This is a genomic window from Cryobacterium sp. Y82, from assembly GCF_002929495.1.
In the GTDB taxonomy this organism is placed as follows: Bacteria; Actinomycetota; Actinomycetes; order Actinomycetales; family Microbacteriaceae; genus Cryobacterium; species Cryobacterium serini.
On record NZ_PJJJ01000030.1, the window covers coordinates 14,160 to 36,215 of the forward strand.

Genomic DNA, 22,056 nt, shown 5'->3' on the forward strand with positions numbered 1-22,056 from the left:
TAGTCATGAGCACCGCAGACTCCCCCCTCAGCGACGAGTGGCAGAGGCCCAGCCCCAGCGGGCCGAGCCTGCGTAAAGACCTGTGGGTTGCGCTGGTTCTCGCCGGCGCTACCGCCCTGAGCGTGTCGCTCACTCGCAGCGCCGGCGTCTTCACCGAAGCGCCGGTCTGGCAAGTGGCGCTCTGGGTAGCGCTCATCAGCCTGCCGCTCGCGCTGCGTCGTCGGTGGCCCGAAATTGTAGCCATAACGGCATCCGTGGTCTTCGCCGCTGGCGCAATGCTCGCGGCGAGCGACATGCTTTTCTCCAACATCTGCCTCTACCTGGCCATTTATTCGGTCGGAGCCTGGAGCCGCCACCGCGTTGCCGCGAAATGGGTGCGGGTCGCAATCGTCGCCGGTATGTTCATCTGGCTGTTCGCGCAAATCATGGTGCAAGCCAACCAGATGACCATGATGCCCGAGCTCTCGCGCGACGGATTCTTTTCGCCCTACGCGGCATTCGGGGTGTTGCAGGTCTTCATCAACCTGGTCTACTTCGGTGCGGCCTGGTACTTCGGGGAATCCGCATGGAAGTCCGCCCGTAATAACGCCGCACTGGAGAACAGCACCGCCGAGCTCGCCAGCGAGCGCGAACGCAGCGCCGCCCAGGCGATCACACTGGAACGCGTGCGCATTGCCCGCGAGCTGCACGACGTCGTCGCCCACCACGTGTCGGTCATGGGCGTGCAGGCCGGCGCGGCCCGCCGCATCCTCTCAAGCGATCCGGATCAGACGGCCGACGCGCTCACCATCATCGAACAGAGCGCTCGCAGCGCCGTCGACGAGCTGCACACCATGCTTGGCGCACTGCGCGGTGACGACACTCAGAGCGCCGAACCGACCAGCCAGAGCAACAGCACCCGCGGCATCGCCCAGCTCGGTGAACTCGCCGACGAAAGCCGCACCGCCGGCGTTCCCGTGCGCCTGTCGGTCGTCGGCGACGAACGGGCGATTCCTGCGATCATCGGCCTGAGCATCTATCGCATCGCCCAGGAAGCCCTGACCAACACCCGCAAACACGCCGGCCCCGGCGTCAGCACCGAGTTGCGGCTGCGCTACGAAACGGATGCCGTCGAGCTTGAGATCACCGACGACGGAGTCGGCCCCCGGCGACAATTTGCGACGGTCCTGCCGGGCGGCGTTTCCGGGGAGGCCACCAGCGCCACGACCGGGCTAGGCCAGCGCGGTATGCGCGAACGGGTCGCTGCCGTCGGCGGCGATCTGCACCTCGGCGGTCGCCCACGCGGCGGCTACCTCGTACGCGCGCGGTTTCCGCTCACGAAGCGAGAGAACGCATGAGCGAGCCGGCCGGCATTCGCGTGCTCCTCGTCGACGACCAGGCGCTGGTGCGCGCCGGGTTTCGCATTATTCTGCAGTCCGAGCCGGGTATTCAGGTCGTCGGGGAGGCCTCCGACGGCGCCGCAGCGCTCGTCCTGGCTCGAACGCTTCAGCCCGACGTCATCTGCATGGACGTACAGATGCCCGGCGTCGATGGCCTGACCGCCACCCGGTCCATCGTCGACGACGCGTCGATCCATGCCGCTGTACTCATGCTCACGACCTTCGACCGCGAGGACTATCTCTTTGCCGCACTGCAACACGGTGCAAGCGGATTCATCCTGAAGAACTCCACACCCGAGGCGCTGATCGAGGCCGTGCAGGTGCTGGCCCGTGGCGACGCCCTGCTCGCCCCCGACGTCACCCGGCGCGTGATTGAGCGGTGCGTGAACCTGGGCGGGGCATCCGTTTTGGCTGCTGCCCCGCCCAGGGAACTGCACGACCTGACCGAACGCGAGTCCGAGGTGTTTGCACTGCTCGCCCAGGGGATGGCCAACGCTGAAATTGCCACGCAGCTCTTTCTCGGAGAGGCCACGGTGAAATCGCACGTCTCGAAGGTGCTGATGAAGCTGGGCCTGCGCGACCGCATCCAAGCCGTCGTCTACGCCTACGAGCACCGCGTCATCGTGCCAGGCGGCGCGCTCAAAGCGTAGCTCCTCCGCCAGGCGGAGACTGCGTTCACCCGCCAGGCGGATGTGAGGGCTTACGCCCCCGCGCTACCGTGAAGACACGCACAACGAAAGGGCGGGGAATGCTCGACATCAGGGGAGTCACCAAGAGCTATGGCACGAGAGAGGTACTCACCGACGTGAGTTTCACGGTCGGCGACGGCCGCATGACCGGCTTCGTCGGCGCGAACGGCGCCGGTAAGACCACGACGATGCGCATCATCCTCGGTGTGCTCTCGCCCGACGAGGGCACCGTGCTTATCGACGGCGTGCCAGTCACCGCGAGCGATCGCCGCCGGTTCGGCTACATGCCAGAGGAACGCGGCCTCTACCCGAAGATGAAGGTCGCCGAACAGCTGGTTTACCTGGCCCGCCTGCACGGCCTGTCACCGGCATCCGCTCGCCGCAATACCGATGATCTGCTCGAGCGTCTTGGCCTCACCGCACGCGCCGGCGACACCGTCGAGTCACTCTCGCTCGGTAACCAGCAACGCGCGCAGATCGCCGCCGCACTCGTGCACGACCCCGAGTTTCTCGTGCTTGACGAGCCATTCTCCGGCCTCGACCCGCTCGCGGTGGAGGTCGTGATGAGCGTGCTCGCCGGCTACGCCGCCCAGGGCGCGCCCGTTCTGTTCTCTTCGCACCAGCTCGATATTGTCGAAAGGCTCTGCGACGACCTCGTCATCATCGCCGACGGCGAAATTCGCGCGAACGGCTCCCGCGAGGCCCTGCGCGAGCAGCACAGCAGCCCCCGCTTTGAGATTCGCACGGCGGGTGACACCGGCTGGATCCGGTCAGAGCCGGGCATCACCGTGATCGACTTCGATGGCGACTTCGCCGTTTTTGAAGCCGAAACGGATGCCGCCAGCCAGGCCGTTCTGCACCGTGCGGTCGCACTCGGCGTGGTACACACCTTCAGCCAGCAAAGACCGTCACTCGCCACCATCTTCAAGGAGGTCATCGCGTGAGCTTCACACGCCCGGTGCACACCGCGCCCACCTTCGCCCAGAGCGTCTGGCTGGTCTCCAACCGCGAGATCACGGCACGCCTCCGCAGCAAGTCCTTTCTCATTGCGACCGGCATTCTGCTACTCATCTCCGTGGCGTCGGTCGTCGCCGGCAGTCTGGTCAGCCAGAATGAAAGCCTGACCAAGGTCGCCGTGGTCGGCACAGCCATCAGCGTCGTCGAACAGACCGAAGCCTTTGATATCGTCGAATCCGACACCGTCAAGGGCGCCGAAGCACTCGTGCGCGACGGCACCGTCGACGCGGCCGTTGTGCCATCGAACAGCGCCGATTCGCTGCTCGGCATCACGGTGATCGCACTGGATTCGGCGCCGATCGATGTTCTCGGCACGCTGAGTGTGCGCCCCGATGTAAAGATTCTCGACCCGGCCGAGCAAGACGGTTTTCTCGCCTACCTCGTTGCCATCGGCTTTGGCATCATCTTTCTCATGTCGGCAACCACCTTCGGCGCCACCATCGCCCAGAGTGTGGTCGAAGAGAAGCAGACCCGCATCGTCGAGATTCTCATGTCGACCATCTCGGTGCGGGCACTGCTGGCCGGCAAGGTGCTCGGCAACAGCCTCATGGCGTTCGGACAGATCGTGTCTATCGGCCTGCTGGTATCGATCGGCCTGGCGGTGACCGGGCAACGGGTGCTGCTGGCCGATGTCGGCCCGGCCATCGTCTGGTTCGCCGTGTTCTTCGCCTTCGGATTCGTGCTGCTCGCTGCGCTCTATGCGGCAACGGCGTCGATGGTCTCTCGGCAGGAAGATGTGGGCTCGGCGACCTCACCGGTGCTGTTCCTCGTCATGATCCCGTACTTTCTGGTGATCTTCTTCAACGACAACCCGCTCGTGCTCGCGATCATGTCGTATGTACCGTTCTCAGCGCCGGTCGGGATGCCGGTGCGCATCTTCCTCGGCCAGGCCGAATGGTGGGAGCCCGTGCTCTCCCTGATCGTGCTGGCCCTGTCGACGATGGTGGTGATTTTGATCGGGTCGCGCATCTACTCCAACGCGCTGCTGCGCATGGGCGCCCGCGTCTCGCTGCGCGAGGCGCTGCACAAGTAAGGCGACGGCCAGCCGAATGCGGGAGGATGGGGGAGTGACCCAACTCCATGATCTGTCCTCCCGCGGTTTTGCCTCCGACAACTACTCCGGAATCCATCCGGAAATCCTGGAAGCAATGGCCCAGGCCAACGGTGCTCACCAGATCGCCTACGGCGAAGACCTCTACACGGCCCGGTTGCACGAGGTCTTCGCCCAACAGTTCGGTGACGGCGTCGAGACCTTTCCCGTTTTCAACGGCACCGGCGCCAACGTCACCGGGTTGCAGTCGATGCTGCCACGCTGGGGCGCCGTTATCTGCTCGGCCACCGCGCACATCCACAACGACGAGGGCGGCGCCCCCGAGCACGTCGGCGGCTTCAAACTGCTGCCGGTCGTCACCCCCGACGGAAAGCTCACCCCCGAACTCATCGACCAGGAGGCCTGGGGCTGGGGCGATGAGCATCGCGCCCAGCCGCTCGTCGTGGCCATCACCCAGACCACTGAGCTTGGCACGGCGTACACGGTCGACGAGGTGCGCGCGATCGCCGATCACGCCCACTCCAAAGGCATGACGCTGCACATGGACGGTGCTCGCATCTCCAACGCGGCAGCGAGCCTCGGGGTGCCGCTGCGCGCCTTCACGCGCGATGCCGGCGTGGACGTGCTCAGCTTCGGCGGCACCAAGAACGGCATGATGCTCGGTGAGTGCATCGTGGTGTTGAACCCGGCGGCATCCACTGGTTTGAAGTTTTTGCGCAAGTCGAACATGCAGCTCTCCAGCAAGATGCGTTTCATCTCCGCGCAACTCATCGCGCTGCTCGACGGCGATCTGTGGCTGCGCAACGCCTCCCACTCGAACGCCATGGCCGCTCGGCTGCGCGGTGCGCTGGAGACCGAGCTCGCCCAGGGAACCATCACCGGGCTGGCCTTCAACCAGGCCACCCAGGCAAACGCCATCTTCGCCACCCTGCCCGCCGGCGTCGCCGACCGGCTGCGCGAATCCTTTCGCTTCTACGACTGGGACGCTACCAAGAACGAGGTGCGCTGGATGTGCGGCTTCGACACCACCGAGGACGACATCGACACGTTCGTGGCCGCGATCATCCGGGAGTTGTCGTGACCTTCCAGCACCAGCCGTGGCTTGCCTCGTATGCGCCCGGCGTTCCCGACACGATCGCCGAGACCACCGAAACCCTCACCGACATGATGGAGACCTCGGCGAAGCGGTTTGCGCCGGCCGTCGCACTGGACTTCTTCGGTTCCAGCACCACCTACGCCGAGCTCGGTGAGCAGATCTCTCGCGCCGCGAATGGCCTGCGCAAGCTTGGCGTGAGTCCGGGCGACCGCGTTGCCCTCGTATTGCCGAACTGTCCGCAGCACGTCGTCGCTTTTTATGCCGTGCTGCGCCTCGGCGCCATCGTGGTCGAGCACAATCCGCTCTACACCGACCGGGAACTGCGCCATCAGTTCGAAGACCACGGCGCGCGCGTCGCGATCGTCTGGGACAAGGTCTATGAGTCCGTGCGCACATTTCCCAAAGACATGGGCGTAGCGGATGTCGTCACCGTCGACCTCACGCGTGCCATGCCGTTTTCGAAACGGCTGGCCCTCAAACTGCCGATCAAGAAGGCGCAGGACGCGCGCGCTTCGCTCACCGCCGGGCCCGGAAAGGGCGCGATCAGCTGGGAGTCGATCGTGGGCGCCCGCAAACTGCACCCGACACACCAGCGGCCTGTGCTCACGGATACGGCTGTGCTGCAGTATACGAGCGGCACGACCGGCACCCCGAAGGGCGCCATCCTGAGCCATTACAACCTGCGCGCAAATGCCGCACAGGGTTCCGCCTGGGTGGCAGGCCTTCGCCCCGGTGAGGAGACCGTTTACGGTGTTCTTCCGATGTTCCACGCCTACGGCCTCACTCTCTGCCTCACCTTCGCGATGAGCATCGGCGCCCGCCTCGTGCTGTTTCCGAAGTTTGACGAGAAGCTCGTGCTCGACGCGGCCAGGCACGCACCGCCCACCTTCCTGCCGGCGGTGCCGCCGATCTACGATCGCTTAGTCACGGCCGCGGCGAAGAAAAAAGTGAGCCTCGCGGGCATCCGCTTTGCTATTTCGGGTGCGATGAACCTGCCGGTGTCCATCGTGGAACGCTGGGAGACGGCCACCGGCGGACTGCTCGTCGAGGGTTACGGCATGACCGAGGCATCACCCATCGTCGCCGGCAACCCGATCGGCCCGAGCCGACGCCCCGGAACGGTCGGTGTGCCATTTCCGAGCACCGATATCCGCGTGGTCGACCCGGAGAACCCCACGATCGAACGCGGCTTCGATGAGGAGGGTGAGCTGCTCGTAGCCGGCCCGCAGGTCTTCTCCGGCTATTGGGATCGCCCGAGCGAGAGCGCCGAGGTGCTGCTACCCGGCGGCTGGCTGCGCACCGGTGACATCGTGCGGGTCTCCGCCGACGGCTTCATCACCATCGTCGACCGCCTAAAGGAACTCATCATCACCGGCGGTTTCAACGTGTCGCCGTCTGAAGTCGAAGAGACCCTGCTCTCGCATCCCGACATCACGGACGCAGCCGCGGTCGGGCTGCCGAGCCCAAACGGCGGCGAAGACGTCGTGGCGGTCGTGGTGCTGCGGCCCGGCGTCGAACTCGACGTTTTCGCGGTGCGCGAGTACTGCCGCACCCGGCTGTCGTCCTATAAGGTACCGCGCCGCATCGTGGAGGTCGACGACCTGCCGCGCAGCCTCCTCGGCAAGGTGCTGCGCCGCGAGGTGCGCAACCGCCTCCAGGGAAAGTAAGCTGCGCAGCTAACTCGCAGGCCGGCGCCGACCTCGTCACCGGCACAAATGAGGTCGAAGGGAACATTGACTTGGCCGGCCTGCTGTAAGCACCCACCTGGCCGGTACGGCCGAATTCGCCCGCCAAAGTCGAGCCACCGTTTAAACGGGGCAACCGGGCATTTTTTCGCTCTTGTGGGAGGGCTACGGTCGCAACAACACCTTGATGGCGCGGCGCTCGTCCATCGCGGCGTAGGCTTCGGCTACTTCAGACAGGGGAAGCTCCAGGTCGAAGACCCGTCCGGGGTTGATCTGGCCCGAAAGCACCTCGGGCAGCAATTCCTCGATATAGCCGCGAACGGATGCCACGCCGCCGTTTACGCCCACGTTGCGTCCAAAGAGCGAGCGGATGGGCAGCTCGGCGCCGCCGTTGGGCACGCCGACATAGCCGACCATCCCACCGGGGCGGGTTGACCGGATCGCCTGATCCATGGATTCCTTGGTGCCGACGCACTCGAGCACAAAGTCGGCGCCGATTCCGTCGAACATGGCCTGCACGGCGGCAACACCCTCATCGCCGCGCTCTTCGATGATGTCCGTCGCACCGAATTCGCGGGCCACGGCCTGGCGGTCGGCGTGACGGGACATGGCGACGATGCGGCTCGCGCCGAGTCGCTTGCTCGCGAGGATGGCGCAGAGCCCGACCGCTCCGTCGCCGACGACGACAACGGTACTTCCGGCGGTGACGCCGGCCGAAAGTGCCGCATGGTGTCCGGTGCCCATCACGTCGGAGAGGGTCAAGAGTCCCGGGATCAGGGCATCATCGGGTACTTCGGGGGTTGCCACGAGCGTACCGTCGGCATGGGGAACGCGAACCCGCTCGCCCTGGGCGCCGTCGGCGAAGCCGCCCATGTCGTCTTTCTCGCCCCACGGAACAAGATGGAGGCAGGAAAAGCTCACGCCGTTGCGACAGTTGACGCAGGTATTGTCGCAGTCGTAGAACGGCGCAATGACAAAATCCCCTACCTTAATGGTGGAAACGTCTGGGCCAATTTCCTCGACGATGCCCACGAACTCGTGGCCAATGCGGTGCGGCTTCTTGGTGGCTGTCACACCGCGGTAGGGCCACAGGTCAGACCCACAGACGCAGGCCGCGACCACCCGAACGATGGCGTCGCCACCGGTCGAAAGTACAGGGTCAGGAACTTCTTCGAGGCGAACATCGCGTTCGCCATAAATCACGGTTGCTTTCATTGATAAACCCTAACCCGCCCAACCCGGATCTACCCCCCTTTCGAGTCACATTTTCGCTGCGAGGGCCGGAGCGGATACCACGGTGAGCGCGTCACCGTCGGCGGCGAGCGCCACGAGTACCGTGTCACCGTCACGAATATCACCGGAGAGCAGCGCCCGGGCCAGGCGGTCGTCGATCTCACGCTGCATTAGGCGTCGCAGGGGACGAGCGCCGTAGATCGGGTCGTAACCACGCTCGGCCAGCCAGCGGCGGGCATCCGGTGTCACGGCCAGTTCCAGCCGGCGCTCGGCGAGCCGCTTCTGCAAACGGTCGACGTCGAGTTCGACGATCTCGCCGAGTTCGTCGGTCGTGAGCGAGGAGAAAACCACGATGTCGTCGAGCCGATTGACGAACTCGGGCTTGAAGGACTGTCGCACGAGCGCCTGCACGGCGTCTTCCTTCTGTTGCACCGAGAGGCTCTGGTCTACCAGAAACTGCGACCCGAGGTTCGACGTGAGCACGAGAATGGTGTTGCGAAAATCCACTGTGCGTCCCTGGCCATCGGTGAGGCGGCCGTCGTCGAGCACCTGCAGCAGCACGTCGAACACCTCGGGGTGTGCCTTCTCCACCTCGTCGAACAAAATCACCGAGTAGGGGCGACGCCGAACTGACTCGGTCAGCTGGCCACCCTGCTCGTAGCCGACATAGCCCGGAGGCGCTCCGACCAGGCGGGACACCGAGAACTTCTCGCCGTACTCACTCATGTCGATGCGCACCATGGCTTTTTCATCGTCGAACAGAAACTCGGCGAGCGCCTTGGCCAGCTCGGTCTTGCCAACACCGGTCGGGCCGAGGAATAGAAAGGATCCGGTCGGCCGGTCGGGGTCGGAGATGCCGGCCCGCGAACGCCGCACAGCATCGGCGACCGCTCGCACGGCGCGCTTCTGGCCGATCAGGCGGTGACCGAGCTCGTTTTCGAGGTTGAGCAGTTTATCGGTTTCGCCCTGCAACAGGCGGCCGACCGGAATGCCGGTCCAGGCGGCGACCACGGCGGCGATGTCCTCGCTCGCGACCTGGTCGTTCACCATACGCGGCCCGACGGATTCTTCCTTCTCGGCGTCGGCAAGTGCCCGCTCCATGACCGGAATGTCTCCGTAGAGCAGCCGGGACGCCTTCTCGAGGTCTCCCTCACGTTGCGCCCGGTCAGATTCAATGCGGGCGGCGTCGAGCCGCTCGCGCAGCTCGCCGACCCGGTTCAACGAGGCCCGCTCACTGTCCCAGCGCGCCTGCAACTCCTTGAGGGTGGCCTGGCGCTCCACCAGATCACCACGCAGCTTCACCAGACGTGCCTTCGAGGCCTCGTCCTTCTCCTTCTTGAGAGCGAGCTCTTCGAGCTTGAGCCGATCGACGCTGCGCCGCAGTTCGTCGATCTCCACCGGGGAGGAATCGATCTCCATACGCAGCCGGCTCGCGGCCTCGTCGATAAGGTCGATGGCCTTGTCGGGCAGCTGGCGGGCGGTGATGTAGCGATTCGAGAGGGATGCCGCGGCCACGAGGGCAGAATCGGCGATCGTCACCTTGTGGTGAGCTTCATAGCGTTCCTTGAGCCCGCGCAGAATGGCCACGGTGTCTTCGACCGATGGTTCGTCGACCAGCACCGGCTGAAAGCGGCGCTCGAGCGCGGCATCCTTCTCGATGAATTCGCGGTATTCGTTGAGCGTCGTGGCGCCGATCAGGCGCAGTTCGCCGCGGGCGAGCATGGGCTTGAGCATATTGCTGGCCGCCACGGAGCCTTCGCCGCCACCAGCGCCCATCAGGGTGTGCAGTTCGTCGACGAAGGTGATGATCTGCCCGTCGGCGTCGTTGATCTGCTTGAGCACGGCCTTGAGCCGTTCCTCGAACTCGCCGCGATACTTGGCACCGGCCACGAGGGCAGCCAGGTCAAGTGAGACCAACTGCTTGTCTTTGAGTGAGTCGGCGACGTCTCCGGCCACGATGCGCTGGGCCAGCCCCTCGACCACGGCCGTCTTGCCGACGCCGGGTTCTCCGATCAGCACGGGGTTGTTCTTGGTGCGCCGGGTGAGTACCTGGCTGATCCGGCGAATTTCGGCGTCACGCCCGATCACCGGGTCGAGCTTGCCGCTGCGGGCAATGTCGGTGAGATTCACCCCATACAATTCGAGGGCCGTCTTGGCGTCTTGCTGCGGTGGTCGCTGACCGGCTTGCATCGCTGTCTCCTCCAAAGTTGAGCCTTACTGGCTCAAGTTTAGTCCCCCGCGGCCGACAGTCGAAATAGGCCACCGAAAATTCCAAAACTGGACAACTTGTTCGGCACAGCCCGCTGAGCACCAGTCAGATAGTGCAGTTTGTGACGTGCTGATTAGTCGAATTGTCAAACTTCTGCTACATCACTACGCTTTGAACCAGACCCGTCATTGCCGACGCTTTACTCGCCGAGCATGTCTGGCACCCGGTTACGAGTGAGGTTGAAAGATTATGGTGCAGCAACGCGAAGCCATCAGCAGGCTGCCCGCCTACAAGCAGGGCGCCGCAGCGGATGATTCGGGAGCATTCAAACTGTCCTCGAACGAGAACCCGTTCCCACCGCTCGTCTCGGTGACTGCGGTCCTCGCGTCCGCTCTTGGGGAGATCCACCTGTACCCGAGCATGGCCGTGGCCGAGGTCACCGACCGCATCGCGGCGCGGTTCGACGTGCCGGTCGAAAACGTGGCCTTCGGCGCCGGCTCGGTCGAGGTACTGTCCCAAATCATCCACGCGAGCGCCGGAGCCGGCGACGAGGTCATCTTCGCCTGGCGATCCTTCGAGGCCTACCCGATCCTGGTGCAGGTCGCCGGAGCGACGCCCGTTCCGATCGCTCTCACGAGCGATGAACGCCACGACCTGAACGCCATGGCCGACGCGATCACCCCGCAGACCCGGCTCATTCTGGTCTGCAATCCGAACAATCCAACCGGCGCCTTCGTCACCATCGACGAGTTGCACACGTTCCTGGCGCGGGTACCCGAGAACGTGCTGGTCGTCGTCGATGAGGCTTACGTGCACTTCAACCGTGACGCGTCCTCCGCCGTCGGCATCGACTTCTTTCGCCGCTACCCCAACGTGGCCGTGCTGCACACCTTCTCCAAGGCCTACGGCCTGGCCGGTCTGCGCATCGGCTACGCCATCGCGCCGACCGCGGTTGCTGCGAACCTGCGCCGAGTGGCGCTGCCGTTCGGCGTAACCGCGCTCGCCCAGCGCGCAGCCCTCGCCTCCCTCGACGCGGAGGCCGAACTGACCGTGCGCATCGACCAGATTGTCGCCGAACGCACCCGGGTTTTGACCGTATTGCGGGCGAGCGGATGGCGCGTCACCGATTCGCAGGGAAACTTCATCTGGCTGCGCACCGGCGACGACACCGACCGGGTGGACGCCGCGTTCATCGCCGGAGGCATCTTGGTCCGGGCTTTCCCCAACGAGGGACTGCGCGTGACGATCGGCACGGCCGAGCAAAACGACCGATTCCTGGTCGCCGCGGCAGCCGCCCTCGCGCCCGCAACCGTCTAGCCCCTGACCGTCCGGCCGCAGATTCCTGCGTGCCGTACCAGCATAAATTCAAAGGAGAATTTCTAGCATGAAATACACCAGATCTTTATCCGGCCTCGCCCTGGTCGCCGCGGGCGCCCTCGCTCTGAGCGGCTGCGCGGGGAGCGAGCCGACAGCATCCACTGCAGACGAGATGATCACGATCGGCATCAGCCAGATCGTGCAGCACCAGGCTCTCGATGACGCCCGGGAGGGATTCAAGAAGGCTTTCGCGGACGCCGGGTATGTCGAGGGCACCGACATTGAGTTCGACGAGCAGAACGCGCAGGGCGAGCAGGCAACCGCGAGCACCATCGCTGCGAAGTTCGCCGCCGACAAGGTCGACCTCGTGCTGGCGATCGCCACGCCCACCGCGCAGGCCGCCGCGCAGACGATCATTGACATTCCGGTGCTGTTCACCGCCGTGACCGAGCCAGAAGAAGCCGGACTGGTCGAGAGCTGGGAGAAGCCGGGCAGCAACATCAGTGGTACTAGTGACCTGAACCCGGTCAAGGAACAGCTCGAACTGATCCAGCAGATTTTACCCGACACCCAGTCGGTCGGCATCATCTACAGCTCGGGCGAGGTCAACTCCGACGTGCAGGTTGAGCTCGCCAAGGAGGCGGCCAAAGACCTGGGCCTGACCATCAAGGAAGCCACCGTCACCAACTCAAGCGAGGTCGCCCAGGCCACCGTATCGCTCGGCGATGTCGACGCCATCTATATTCCCACCGACAACCGCGTCACCGAGGGCCTCGAAGCCGTCATTCAGTACTCCGAGTCGAACCAGATTCCGCTGTTCGGTGCCGAAAACGGCCAGGTCGAGCGTGGCGCCATCGCGACCTACGGCATCAGCTACACCGACCTCGGCTACCAGACCGGCCAGATGGCCATCCGCATCCTCGAAGACGGCGAAGACCCGGCCGACATGCCGGTCGAGACCCTCGACACGATCGAGTTCATCCTCAACCCGGCCGCTGCCGAGCGCATGGGAGTGAGCCTCTCCGAGGAGCTCATCGCCAAGGCCGACCGAATCATCGAATAGCCGCCGCCCCTCATACCCGAAGGAATAACCAGATGAATGCGGCTCTCGAACTCGGCCTGCTCTACGGAATCATGGCGTTGGGTGTCTACCTGACGTTTCGAATCCTCAACTTTCCCGACCTCACCGTCGACGGAAGTTTCACGACCGGGGCCGCGGTAGCCGCGTCGCTCATCATCAATGGTGTGCCGGCTCCCCTCGCCACCCTCGCCGGGGCGGCGTCGGGAGCGGTCGCCGGTCTGGTCACCGGTGTGCTTTATACCAAGGGGCGCATCGACGGTCTCCTCGCCGGCATCCTGACCATGATCGCGCTGTGGTCGATCAACCTGCGCATCATGGGCAAATCCAACCTGCCCCTGTTGCGCGAAGACACCATGATGACGCCGCTGCGTGACGCCGGTCTGCTCGGCGGAGCCTGGAGCATCCTGATCTTCGCCGTCGCCGCCCTCATCATCAAGTTCGCCATCGACTGGTTCCTCAGCACCGACCTCGGTCTGTCGATTCAGGCGACCGGCAACAACGAGCAGATGATTCGCAGTCTCGGCGTCAACACGCACCGCACGACGATTCTCACGCTAGCGATCTCCAACGGGCTCGTCGCGCTGTGCGGCGCGCTCATTGCGCAGTACCAGGGCTTCGCCGACGTCAGCATGGGGATCGGCCTCATTCTGGTCGGGCTCGCCTCGGTCATCGTCGGCCAAGCCGTCTTCGGGCGGCGCACCATCTTCCTCGCCTCGCTCGCCGTCATCGGCGGCGCCGTCATCTATCGCCTGGTGATCTTTTTTGCCCTCGGCGCTGGCCTCAACCCAAACGACATGAAGCTCATCTCGGCGCTACTCGTCGTCGCAGCGCTGCTGTTGCCGCGCTGGGGCGTCCTGAAGCGCATCCCCTCGCTGCACCAGATGCGTTCCGTCACCGCCGGCAGTGCCAACTACAGCAAGGCCAACTAGGAGTCTCATGCTGCTCATCCAGAACATCACCAAGACCTTCTTTCCCGGCACAATCAACGAACGCGTTGCCCTCAACGACGTATCACTGCAGCTAAAAACCGGTGATTTCGTCACCGTCATTGGCAGCAACGGCGCCGGCAAATCCACCCTGCTGAACATGATCAGCGGCAAGCTGCCGATTGATTCCGGCGACCTGTCGATCGATGGCAGTTCCGTCAAGCGGATGCCCGACTACGCGCGCGCCGCGCACGTCGGCCGGGTGTTCCAGGATCCCATGGCAGGCACCGCGCCCGACCTGAGCATCGAACAAAACCTCGCACTCGCGCTGCGCCGCGGCCAGCGGCGCGGACTGTCCTGGGGCGTCACCCACAAGCGCCGCGCATTCTTTCGTGAGGAATTACTCTCACTCGAACTCGGCCTCGAAAACCGGCTCAAGGCCCGGGTCGGGCTGCTCTCGGGCGGCCAGCGCCAGGCGCTGTCGCTGCTCATGGCAAGCTTCACCCAGCCGCGCATTCTGCTGCTCGACGAGCACACGGCCGCCCTCGACCCGCAGCGCGCCGAACTGGTGACGACTCTCACCGAGAGCATCGTCGAGAAGCACCACCTGACCACCCTCATGGTCACCCACAATATGGAACAGGCGCTGCGCCTCGGCAACCGGCTCATCATGATGCACGAAGGCCAGATCATTCTCGACGTCGACTCCGAACGCAAGGCCACCATGACGGTGCCAGACCTGCTCGTCGAGTTCGCGAAGATCAAGGGTGCCTCGCTCGATGACCGGGCGCTGCTCGGGTAGTTGGCGACGCCGAAACACACCGACCCGGGACGGCGTCACAGCGCAGGCCGGATCGGCGTTTTCGTGGTCTAGCGGTTTAGTGGCTCAGCGGGCGAGAAACTCGATCGCGGCCTGCTTGAAGGCGCGGGAGCTCACCGCGTTGGTGTGAGTGCGGGCGGGCAACCACAGCACCTCAGAATCAGCGGCGAGCGCCGCGAGCTCGGCGGTTCCGGTCGCGAGCACGTCGCGGTCGCCGGTCACAAAGAGCAACGGCCGGACAGGAACGGATGCGCCCGGCTCGAACCGTTCCGCCTTGATCGCAGCGACCAACCGAAGCAGGGCGGGGGTATTGGCACCAGGTGCGAGCTGCATCAGGGTCATCAGGGACGCGGTCGACTCGTGCGCGATCGCCCTGAAATCGGCGAGAAACCGGTCGGCCGCATCGAGGTCGAAGTCGGCGAGCGGATCCTCGCCGCTCATTCCACCGAGCACCGCGCGATTAAACAGGTCGGGGCGTTCGGCGACGAGTTCCCAGACCAGGCGTGAGCCGAGCGAGTAGCCGACCAGGTCGACGCCGGAGGCGGGGTTGCCGGTCTCACGGGTTCGAGCGCCAGCCAGCGCGAGCACCTCGAGAACGGCCGCGCGCAGGCGGCTGGGGGCGTAGGCATCCGTTTCGAGCGGGGCGTGGCTCTCGCCGTGACCGGGCAGGTCGATCGTGAGCACGCGCCGACCGGCGTTGTTGAGGCCCTGCACCCAGCCGGTGGCCTCCCAATTGAGTGCGGTCGACGAGGCGAAGCCGTGCACGAGCAGCACCGGGGCGCGGCCAGCGTCGAGAGCGGGCTCGTGCTGCTGCCAGTGCAGGGTGCTGGCGAGGTCAGTCCTCATCGAGCACGACCGAGAGACGAACACGGCGCTTCGGAGCGGCCTCCTGCGGCACGGTGCCGACAATGCCGGCGGAATCGTCGGCGACCGCGAAGGTGATCAGCGGCCTGTCAACGAGCACGACATCGCCAGGCTTGCCGTGCAGCGTGAGCACAATGCCTGCGATCGGCGAGGGCAGCTCGACCGACGACTTGGTCGTTTCGACCTCGACGAAGGGCTGGTTGCGTTCGACCTGATCGCCCACCTTGACGAGCCATTCGAGTACGGTCGCTTCGAGCAACCCCTCGCCGAGGTCGGGCAGTGGAAATGATATTTCAGCCACGGCGGTACTCCAATACTCGCTGAACTCCGAAGAGAATTCGATCAATGTTCGGGATGTACTCGTCTTCGAGATCGCCAGAGGGGTACGGCACGTCGAAGCCGGTCACTCGCTCAACCGGCGCCCGCAGCGTGTCAAAGCAGCTCTGCGAAACGAGCGCCGCGACCTCGGCACCGAGGCCATTGGTGCGTGGCCCCTCGTGCACGACGATGGCGCGACGGGTGCGCGAAACGGATGCCGCCAGCCCCGCCTCGTCGATCGGCTTTAGCCAGCGCAGGTCGAGCACCTCGAGTTCGATGCCGTCTTCCGCGGCCAGCTCCGCGACCTGCAGGCAGCGGGAAACCATGGCGCCCCACGCGATGAGGGTGGCGTGATTGCCCGGCCGGGCAATCACCGAACCCTCGAGGGAAACGCTGCCCTGGTCATCAGTCAGGTCGACCGCGGCCTTGTTCCAGTAACGCGCCTTCGGTTCCATGAAGATCACCGGGTCTGGCATCGAGGCAGCGTGCTTGAGCAGGCGATAGGCCTGCTGCGGGTTGGACGGTGAGACAACCTTGAGCCCGGGCACGTGTGCAAACAGCGATTCGAGGCTCTCGCCGTGGTGCTCAGGGGCGCGGATGCCGCCGAAACTCGGCACCCGCAGCGTGACCGGCATCGGCAGGCGTCCGCGGCTGCGATAGTTCATGCGGGCGAGCTGCGTGATGATCTGGTTCACGGCCGGGTAGGCGAAGCCATCGAACTGCACTTCGGGAATGGGATGGAACCCGGCCATGGCCAGCCCGATCGCAGTGCCAAGAATGCCCGACTCTGCCAGCGGGGTGTCGAACACCCGGTTCGCGCCGAAACGTTGCTGCAGACCGTCGGTGACCCGAAAAACACCGCCGAGCACGCCGACGTCTTCACCGAAGATGAGGGCGCGGTCGTCGCGCTCGAGAATCTCACCGAGCGCCCGGTTGATGGCCTGCTGCATCGAGAGCTGCACGAGCGGGGTTGGCGCGGTCTTCCGCACACCTTCAAGGACTTCAGACATGCTCGGATTCCTCTTTCCACTGGCGTTCCTGGGCGCCGAGCGTCGGGGTTGATTCTTGAAAAACGAAGTCGAACATTTCGCTGCCGGGCCGGCTGGTAAGGGCTGCGACGCCGTCGCGGATCTCGTCGGCCCGTGTCTGGGCCTGCGCGTCGGCCTCGGCGAAGAAAGCCGCATCGGCCACGCCGCGCTCGAGCAGCACCGCACGGAACCGGCTCAGCGGGTCTTCTCCGCCATCGATTTTCTCGTCATCCAGGGTGCGATAGCGGCCGGGGTCATCGCTCGTGGAGTGCGGACCGCGCCGATAGGTCATGGCCTCAACCACGACCGGGCCGAGGCCGGCCCGGGCGTGGGCGGCGGCACGCCGGGTGGCATCGAGTACGGCGAGCACATCGTTGCCGTCAACCCGCACGGCCGGCATACCGTAACCCGCAGCGCGCGCGGCGACCGAACCGCCAGCCACCTGCTGCTCGGTCGGCACCGAGATGGCCCAACCGTTGTTCTGCACGAAGAACACCACCGGCGCCGTCAAAATGGCGGCGAAGTTCATGGCCTCGTGCACATCACCCTGCGAGCTTGCGCCATCGCCGAGAAAGGCCAGGGCGACGCCGAGCCCGACAGTGGACGCACCGTTCAGGGTCTGGCCGTGCGCCCAGCCGACCGCGTGCAGTACGGATCCCCCGACGACCGCCTGAAAGGGTGCGAAGTGGGTGACGGCCGGATCGTAGAGCCCGCCATGCCAGATCGCCTTGTGCGTCGACATGTACTCGACCATGTTCACGCCGAGCGTGTAGGCGACGCCCATCTCGCGGTAGGTCGGAAAGACGAAGTCCCGGGTTGTGTCCACGACGGCGCCGGCACCGACCTGGGCGGCCTCCTGGCCGAGCATGGGCGCGTAGCCGGGAATGAGGCCCTGCCGCTGCCAGGCGACCGCCGCCGTGTCGAGCTGCCGCACGTTCGACAGCATCCGGTACAGGTCGCGGAGCTGATCCGGGCCGGGAGCTCCGGCATCCGCTGTTCGCGGAGGAAGGGTGTCCAGGGTGCGAGGCGCCATGCTGGCTCCTTCTAATAGGTGTTCGGGCGGGCTACAGCAAAGTTAGTGACTTTGCCGAGCGTCTGCCACAGTGACTAATTAGAGTGCACAGTCTGCGAATATTTGTGTGCTCTTTGCACCAAACACCCTACAATTGGTATACAACGCTGTTCGGTAAAGCGGCCCGGCGCAGCAACGCAGCTCCGCCGGCACACGAAAGGTCACGCCCATGGATGTCGATTCTTTGGATTCCCGCCTCGTCACCCTGTTTTGCGAACGGCCCAAGCTCTCGGTCCTCGAGGCCTCGCGGCGACTAAAAGTTGCGCGGGCCACGGTGCAGGCCCGCCTCGACCGCCTGATGAGCCGCGGGGTGATCAAATCGTGGGCGCCCATGCTCAACCCGAGCGAGTTCGGCTATCCGGTCACCGCCTACTGCTCACTCACCGTGCGGCAGGATTCCGGCCACGCCGTTGTCGTCGCGGCCCTTGCAAAGATTCCCGAGATCCTCGAACTGCACACGGTCTCCGGCGACAGCGACATGCTGGCCCGGGTCGTCGCCCGGTCGAACGCCGACGTGCAGCGCGTTCTCGACCTGATCGTCGCAACGCAGACGGTCGTGCGCTCGTCGAGCGTGATCGTGCTGCAGACCCACATTGAAGCGCAGGCCCTGGCCCTCCTGCAGGCCACCGCCGCCACTCCCACCGCCGCCGCACCGGCCGGTTTTGGTGGCTAATTCAGGATATGTGGCGCGCTCCACCCCGCAGCCCCGTGACACCTCACATTGAGCGGGGCCCTTCAGGCTCCCGTGAGATAATAGAGGTTGGTCCCTTTTTCTTACGGAGCTCCCTCACCTATGGCCCATTCCCTCAGTACTCACGAGATCGCCCGCATCGTCGGCAGCCAGTCGTTCTCGCGCGGTGAACGTTACGCCCGAAACGGGCACGTCACCGAACAGTCCTGGGCCCAGTCGGGAACACACCTCACCGGTCGGGTCAGTGGCACCAGCCCGCAACCGTATACCGTACTTGTCTCGTTTACGCTCAATGCCGCCGGCCAGGCGGTTCGGGCCAGCGGAACCTGCACCTGCCCCATGGGCAGCAACTGCAAGCACGTCGCCGCCCTGCTGCTCGCCAGCCGAAGTACTCCCGCCGAGCTGAACGCTGAGCGCGCCGCCTCGAACGTGCGCGCTATCGGCGACCGCCGCACCCCGGTGTTCGAATCGACTTTCGTCCCGGGCGCATACCAGCCGCCCTCCCCTGCACCGGTCATTCCCATTCGCCCGCCGGTGCCTGCCTGGCGTGCCGCCCTGGCACCGATTGCCAAGCCAACTGCCGGCGACACCGTCACAAGCACAGCCCTGGCGCTGCAATTCGACCTGCTCGACCCGGCCTACAGCGCGAACAGACGCCCGGGACCCCGCCGTCTCGGCGCACGCCCCATGGTGATGGGCAAGAAGGGCAAGTGGATTCGAGGCTCCCTCACCTGGGACAACCTGTCCTGGACCCCCGGAACCTACAACCGCGGCCACCGCAAAATTCTCAACGCCCTTTACGCACTCTCAGCCACAGGCCAGCGCTATTACAGTTACACCGACCACTGGCTCTACCTCGACAACTTCGAAAACAAGGCCCTCTGGGACCTGCTGCACGAAGCACAGTTGAGCGGGCTGCCGCTGGTCTGCGCAACGGATGCCCAGAATCCCGTTCTGCTCTCACCCACGCCGGCCGCGCTCGAGTTGAATATTCGCCGCGACGATGCGGGCCTGCAACTGACCCCCCTGCTCATGCTGGGCCAACAGCTGCACCGCGGCGCCGAATTCGGCTTCATTGGGGATCCGGCGCACGGCGCCTACACGTTCACCGGACCCGCTGACCCGCTCGCGACCGGCAGGCAGCTCGTGCTCGCACCGCTGAATGTGCTGGTCAGCTCAGAGATCCGCGCGCTTGCTGTCACCGGGGGCTTCGACATTCCAGCCGACGACGAGCCCTCGTTCCTCTCCGATTACTACCCGTTCCTGCAGCAAAAATTGACCCTGACCAGCCATGACGCCTCGTTCGAGCTGCCCAAAACGGCCCGCCCCCAGCTGGCGCTGACGATCGCCCATCAAACGGATGCCCGGATCACCCTCGCCTGGGAATGGCAGTACCTCGCCCCCACCGAATCGGGCACCGACCCGGCCCTGAACGCAGTCAGCACGGACGCCGTTAAAACGGCCCCCGTGCTGTACCGCCACCCGCTGCGCCCGACGCCCGGCGACACCCGGTTTCGTGACCTGACCCGCGAACACGAAACGCTGCAAGCGGTCGACCGCGAGATCGCCTCGTTCGCGGGGCTCTGGCAACCTGCCACGCCGATCAGCCCGGCCCGGCTGCTCGAGCGGTCGGAGCTTCGCAGCGCCGTCATGATCACGTTTCTCGGCGAGGCCGTGCCAAAACTCGAGGCTGCCGGCATTGTCGTGCAGGTCTCGGCCGACGCCCCGAGCTACCGCGAAGCCGACGCAGCGCCGGTGATCAGCCTCGCCACCACCGAAAGCACCGACACCCGTGACTGGTTCGACCTCGCCGTCACCCTTACTATCGAGGGCGAAGACATCCCCTTCGACGACCTGTTTCGGGCACTGGCCACCGATCAAGACTTGATGATCCTTGACAGTGGCACCTACTTCAGTCTCGACCGCCCCGAACTGCAGCAGCTGCGACGGCTGATCGAAGAGGCGCGAGGCCTGCAGGAGAGCAACGCAGGCGCGCTCGGTCTCAGCCGCTTTCAGGCCGACCTGTGGGACGAACTGCAGCTGCTCGGTGTCGTCGCCGAGCAGGCCGCGTCCTGGCGCAGCGCCGTGGAGGGTCTCGCCGCCCTGCAGGGCTCGGCCGAGGCCGCCCCCCTCGACGAACGCCCGCTCCCGCCGGCCGTGCACGCCACCCTGCGTGCCTACCAGCAGACCGGATTCGACTGGCTCAGCTTTCTCTACGATCACCAGCTTGGCGGCGTGCTGGCCGATGATATGGGACTCGGCAAGACCCTGCAGGCCATCGCCCTCATTGCCCACGCCCGCGACAGCCAACGCGCCACGAAAGGCGCCACTCGCAAGCCCTTCCTCGTGGTCGCTCCCACGAGCGTCGTCTCCAACTGGGCCACCGAATGCGCTCGGTTTGCGCCCGACCTTGCGACAGCAGCCATTACGCAGACCGCCGGCAAGCGCGGCTCCAGCCTTCAGGATGAAATCGGCGAAGCGGATGTCGTGATCACCTCCTACACGTTGTTCCGACTCGACTTCGAGGAGTACAACGCCAAGGACTGGGCCGGACTGCTGCTCGACGAAGCGCAGTTCGTGAAGAACCACCAGAGTAAGGCACACGTTTGCGCCCGCCGCCTGCGCACCCCGTTCAAGCTCGCTATCACCGGCACGCCCATGGAAAACAACCTGATGGAACTGTGGTCGCTGCTCTCCATCACCGCGCCGGGCCTGTTCCCGAGCCCGAGCCGCTTCGCCGACTACTACCGCAAGCCCATCGAAACGGATGCCGACGCCGACCGGCTCGCGCAGCTGCGCCGCCGCATCCGTCCCTTCATGCTGCGGCGCACCAAGGCCGAAGTCGCCAGTGACCTGCCGGAGAAGCAGGAACAGGTGCTCGAACTCGACCTGCACCCGAGGCACCGCAAGGTCTACGACATGCACCTTGCCCGCGAGCGCCAGAAGGTGCTCGGACTGATCGAGGACATGAACGCGAACCGCTTCGAGATTTTTCGCTCGCTCACTATGCTGCGCCAGCTCAGTCTCGATGCGAGCCTGTACGACGCGAAGTACGACAGTGTTCCCTCGACCAAACTCGACGCCCTGCTCGAGCTACTCGAAGACACCGTGGCCGAGGGCCACCGCACCCTCATCTTCAGCCAGTTCACGCAGTACCTTGGTAAGGCACGCGACCGGCTCGACGCCGCCGGCATCAGCTACTCCTACCTCGACGGCAAGACACGCAACCGGGCCAAAGCCATCAGCGACTTCAAAGAGGGCACGAGCTCCGTCTTTTTGATCAGCCTCAAGGCCGGCGGATTCGGCCTCAACCTCACCGAGGCCGACTACGTCATTCTGCTCGACCCGTGGTGGAACCCGGCGACCGAAGCCCAGGCCGTCGACCGCGTGCACCGCATCGGCCAAACCAAGAACGTCATGGTCTATCGCCTGGTATCCAAGGACACCATCGAAGAAAAGGTCATGGCCCTTAAGGCTACAAAAGCGCGCCTATTCGAAAGCGTCATGACCGACGGAGCACCACAGGGTACCGCCCTGACCGCCGCCGACATTCGCGAACTCCTGGCCTGAGGCGACACCA

General features: G+C 65.1%; 18 protein-coding genes. 12 read left to right on the forward strand and 6 right to left on the reverse strand.

Annotated features, from left to right (window positions below):
* The first annotated feature begins 5 nt into the window (after positions 1 to 5).
* The 6 genes from CXY70_RS07105 to CXY70_RS07130 all read left to right on the forward strand — a co-directional run bounded on the left by CXY70_RS07105 (position 6) and on the right by CXY70_RS07130 (position 6,899).
* On the forward strand, positions 6 to 1,337 hold the full coding sequence (locus tag CXY70_RS07105) for a sensor histidine kinase (protein WP_104191691.1): 1,332 nt from the start codon (positions 6 to 8) through the stop codon (positions 1,335 to 1,337).
* Positions 1,334 to 2,029, forward strand: coding sequence for a response regulator transcription factor (locus tag CXY70_RS07110; protein ID WP_104191692.1), 696 nt, complete (start codon positions 1,334 to 1,336; stop codon positions 2,027 to 2,029). Before CXY70_RS07105 ends, CXY70_RS07110 begins: the two co-directional genes overlap by 4 nt.
* 98 nt (positions 2,030 to 2,127) lie before the next feature.
* Positions 2,128 to 3,012: an ABC transporter ATP-binding protein gene (locus CXY70_RS07115; RefSeq protein ID WP_104191693.1), complete on the forward strand. Its 885-nt coding sequence runs from the start codon at positions 2,128 to 2,130 to the stop codon at positions 3,010 to 3,012.
* On the forward strand, positions 3,009 to 4,118 hold the full coding sequence (locus tag CXY70_RS07120) for an ABC transporter permease (RefSeq protein ID WP_199183394.1): 1,110 nt from the start codon (positions 3,009 to 3,011) through the stop codon (positions 4,116 to 4,118). The genes CXY70_RS07115 and CXY70_RS07120 overlap by 4 nt, the downstream gene beginning before the upstream one ends.
* 16 nt (positions 4,119 to 4,134) lie before the next feature.
* Positions 4,135 to 5,217, forward strand: coding sequence for a low specificity L-threonine aldolase (locus CXY70_RS07125; RefSeq protein ID WP_104191694.1), 1,083 nt, complete (start codon positions 4,135 to 4,137; stop codon positions 5,215 to 5,217).
* Positions 5,214 to 6,899: a long-chain-fatty-acid--CoA ligase gene (locus CXY70_RS07130; protein ID WP_104191695.1), complete on the forward strand. Its 1,686-nt coding sequence runs from the start codon at positions 5,214 to 5,216 to the stop codon at positions 6,897 to 6,899. Before CXY70_RS07125 ends, CXY70_RS07130 begins: the two co-directional genes overlap by 4 nt.
* 183 nt (positions 6,900 to 7,082) lie before the next feature.
* On the opposite strand, the gene CXY70_RS07135 is transcribed toward CXY70_RS07130, so the two are convergent.
* Together CXY70_RS07135 and CXY70_RS07140 are read right to left on the reverse strand one after the other, a co-directional pair.
* A complete protein-coding gene (locus CXY70_RS07135) occupies positions 7,083 to 8,132 on the reverse strand; it encodes a zinc-dependent alcohol dehydrogenase family protein (RefSeq protein WP_104191696.1) in 1,050 nt (349 codons plus the stop codon).
* 45 nt (positions 8,133 to 8,177) lie between these two features.
* The gene (locus CXY70_RS07140) at positions 8,178 to 10,340 is read right to left on the reverse strand and encodes an ATP-dependent Clp protease ATP-binding subunit (RefSeq protein WP_104191697.1); all 2,163 of its coding nucleotides are present in this window, start codon (positions 10,338 to 10,340) and stop codon (positions 8,178 to 8,180) included.
* A 268-nt stretch (positions 10,341 to 10,608) separates the two neighbouring features.
* Here CXY70_RS07140 and hisC point away from each other — a divergent pair, with 268 nt between their 5' ends.
* The 4 genes from hisC to CXY70_RS07160 all read left to right on the forward strand — a co-directional run bounded on the left by hisC (position 10,609) and on the right by CXY70_RS07160 (position 14,485).
* Complete coding sequence (gene hisC, locus CXY70_RS07145; RefSeq protein WP_199183395.1) at positions 10,609 to 11,676, forward strand: histidinol-phosphate transaminase; 1,068 nt, start codon at positions 10,609 to 10,611, stop codon at positions 11,674 to 11,676.
* Between the two features lie 67 nt (positions 11,677 to 11,743).
* Positions 11,744 to 12,739 (forward strand): ABC transporter substrate-binding protein, encoded by a 996-nt coding sequence (locus CXY70_RS07150; protein ID WP_104191699.1) that lies wholly within the window; start codon positions 11,744 to 11,746, stop codon positions 12,737 to 12,739.
* Between the two features lie 32 nt (positions 12,740 to 12,771).
* Complete coding sequence (locus tag CXY70_RS07155; RefSeq protein ID WP_104191700.1) at positions 12,772 to 13,686, forward strand: ABC transporter permease; 915 nt, start codon at positions 12,772 to 12,774, stop codon at positions 13,684 to 13,686.
* A gap of 7 nt (positions 13,687 to 13,693) precedes the next feature.
* Positions 13,694 to 14,485: an ABC transporter ATP-binding protein gene (locus CXY70_RS07160; RefSeq protein ID WP_104191701.1), complete on the forward strand. Its 792-nt coding sequence runs from the start codon at positions 13,694 to 13,696 to the stop codon at positions 14,483 to 14,485.
* Positions 14,486 to 14,569: 84 nt separating this feature from the next.
* Here the strand turns inward: CXY70_RS07160 and CXY70_RS07165 are convergent, their stop codons facing one another.
* From CXY70_RS07165 to CXY70_RS07180, 4 genes are read right to left on the reverse strand one after another with little or no spacing between them, the layout of a single operon-like run.
* Entirely contained in the window at positions 14,570 to 15,349 is a 780-nt protein-coding gene (locus CXY70_RS07165; protein ID WP_104191702.1) for an alpha/beta fold hydrolase, read from the reverse strand.
* Entirely contained in the window at positions 15,339 to 15,668 is a 330-nt protein-coding gene (locus CXY70_RS07170; protein ID WP_104191703.1) for a biotin/lipoyl-containing protein, read from the reverse strand. The genes CXY70_RS07165 and CXY70_RS07170 overlap by 11 nt, the downstream gene beginning before the upstream one ends.
* Positions 15,661 to 16,695 carry an alpha-ketoacid dehydrogenase subunit beta gene (locus CXY70_RS07175; RefSeq protein ID WP_104191704.1) on the reverse strand — a complete coding sequence of 345 codons (1,035 nt, stop codon included), beginning with the start codon at positions 16,693 to 16,695 and terminating at the stop codon, positions 15,661 to 15,663. The genes CXY70_RS07170 and CXY70_RS07175 overlap by 8 nt, the downstream gene beginning before the upstream one ends.
* Complete coding sequence (locus CXY70_RS07180; protein WP_233205817.1) at positions 16,688 to 17,659, reverse strand: thiamine pyrophosphate-dependent enzyme; 972 nt, start codon at positions 17,657 to 17,659, stop codon at positions 16,688 to 16,690. Before CXY70_RS07180 ends, CXY70_RS07175 begins: the two co-directional genes overlap by 8 nt.
* 295 nt (positions 17,660 to 17,954) lie before the next feature.
* Between CXY70_RS07180 and CXY70_RS07185 the strand changes: the two genes are divergently transcribed.
* Together CXY70_RS07185 and CXY70_RS07190 are read left to right on the forward strand one after the other, a co-directional pair.
* Positions 17,955 to 18,458 (forward strand): Lrp/AsnC family transcriptional regulator, encoded by a 504-nt coding sequence (locus tag CXY70_RS07185; RefSeq protein ID WP_104191706.1) that lies wholly within the window; start codon positions 17,955 to 17,957, stop codon positions 18,456 to 18,458.
* Between the two features lie 120 nt (positions 18,459 to 18,578).
* The gene (locus CXY70_RS07190; RefSeq protein WP_104191707.1) at positions 18,579 to 22,046 is read left to right on the forward strand and encodes a DEAD/DEAH box helicase; all 3,468 of its coding nucleotides are present in this window, start codon (positions 18,579 to 18,581) and stop codon (positions 22,044 to 22,046) included.
* The last annotated feature ends 10 nt before the right edge of the window (positions 22,047 to 22,056 follow it).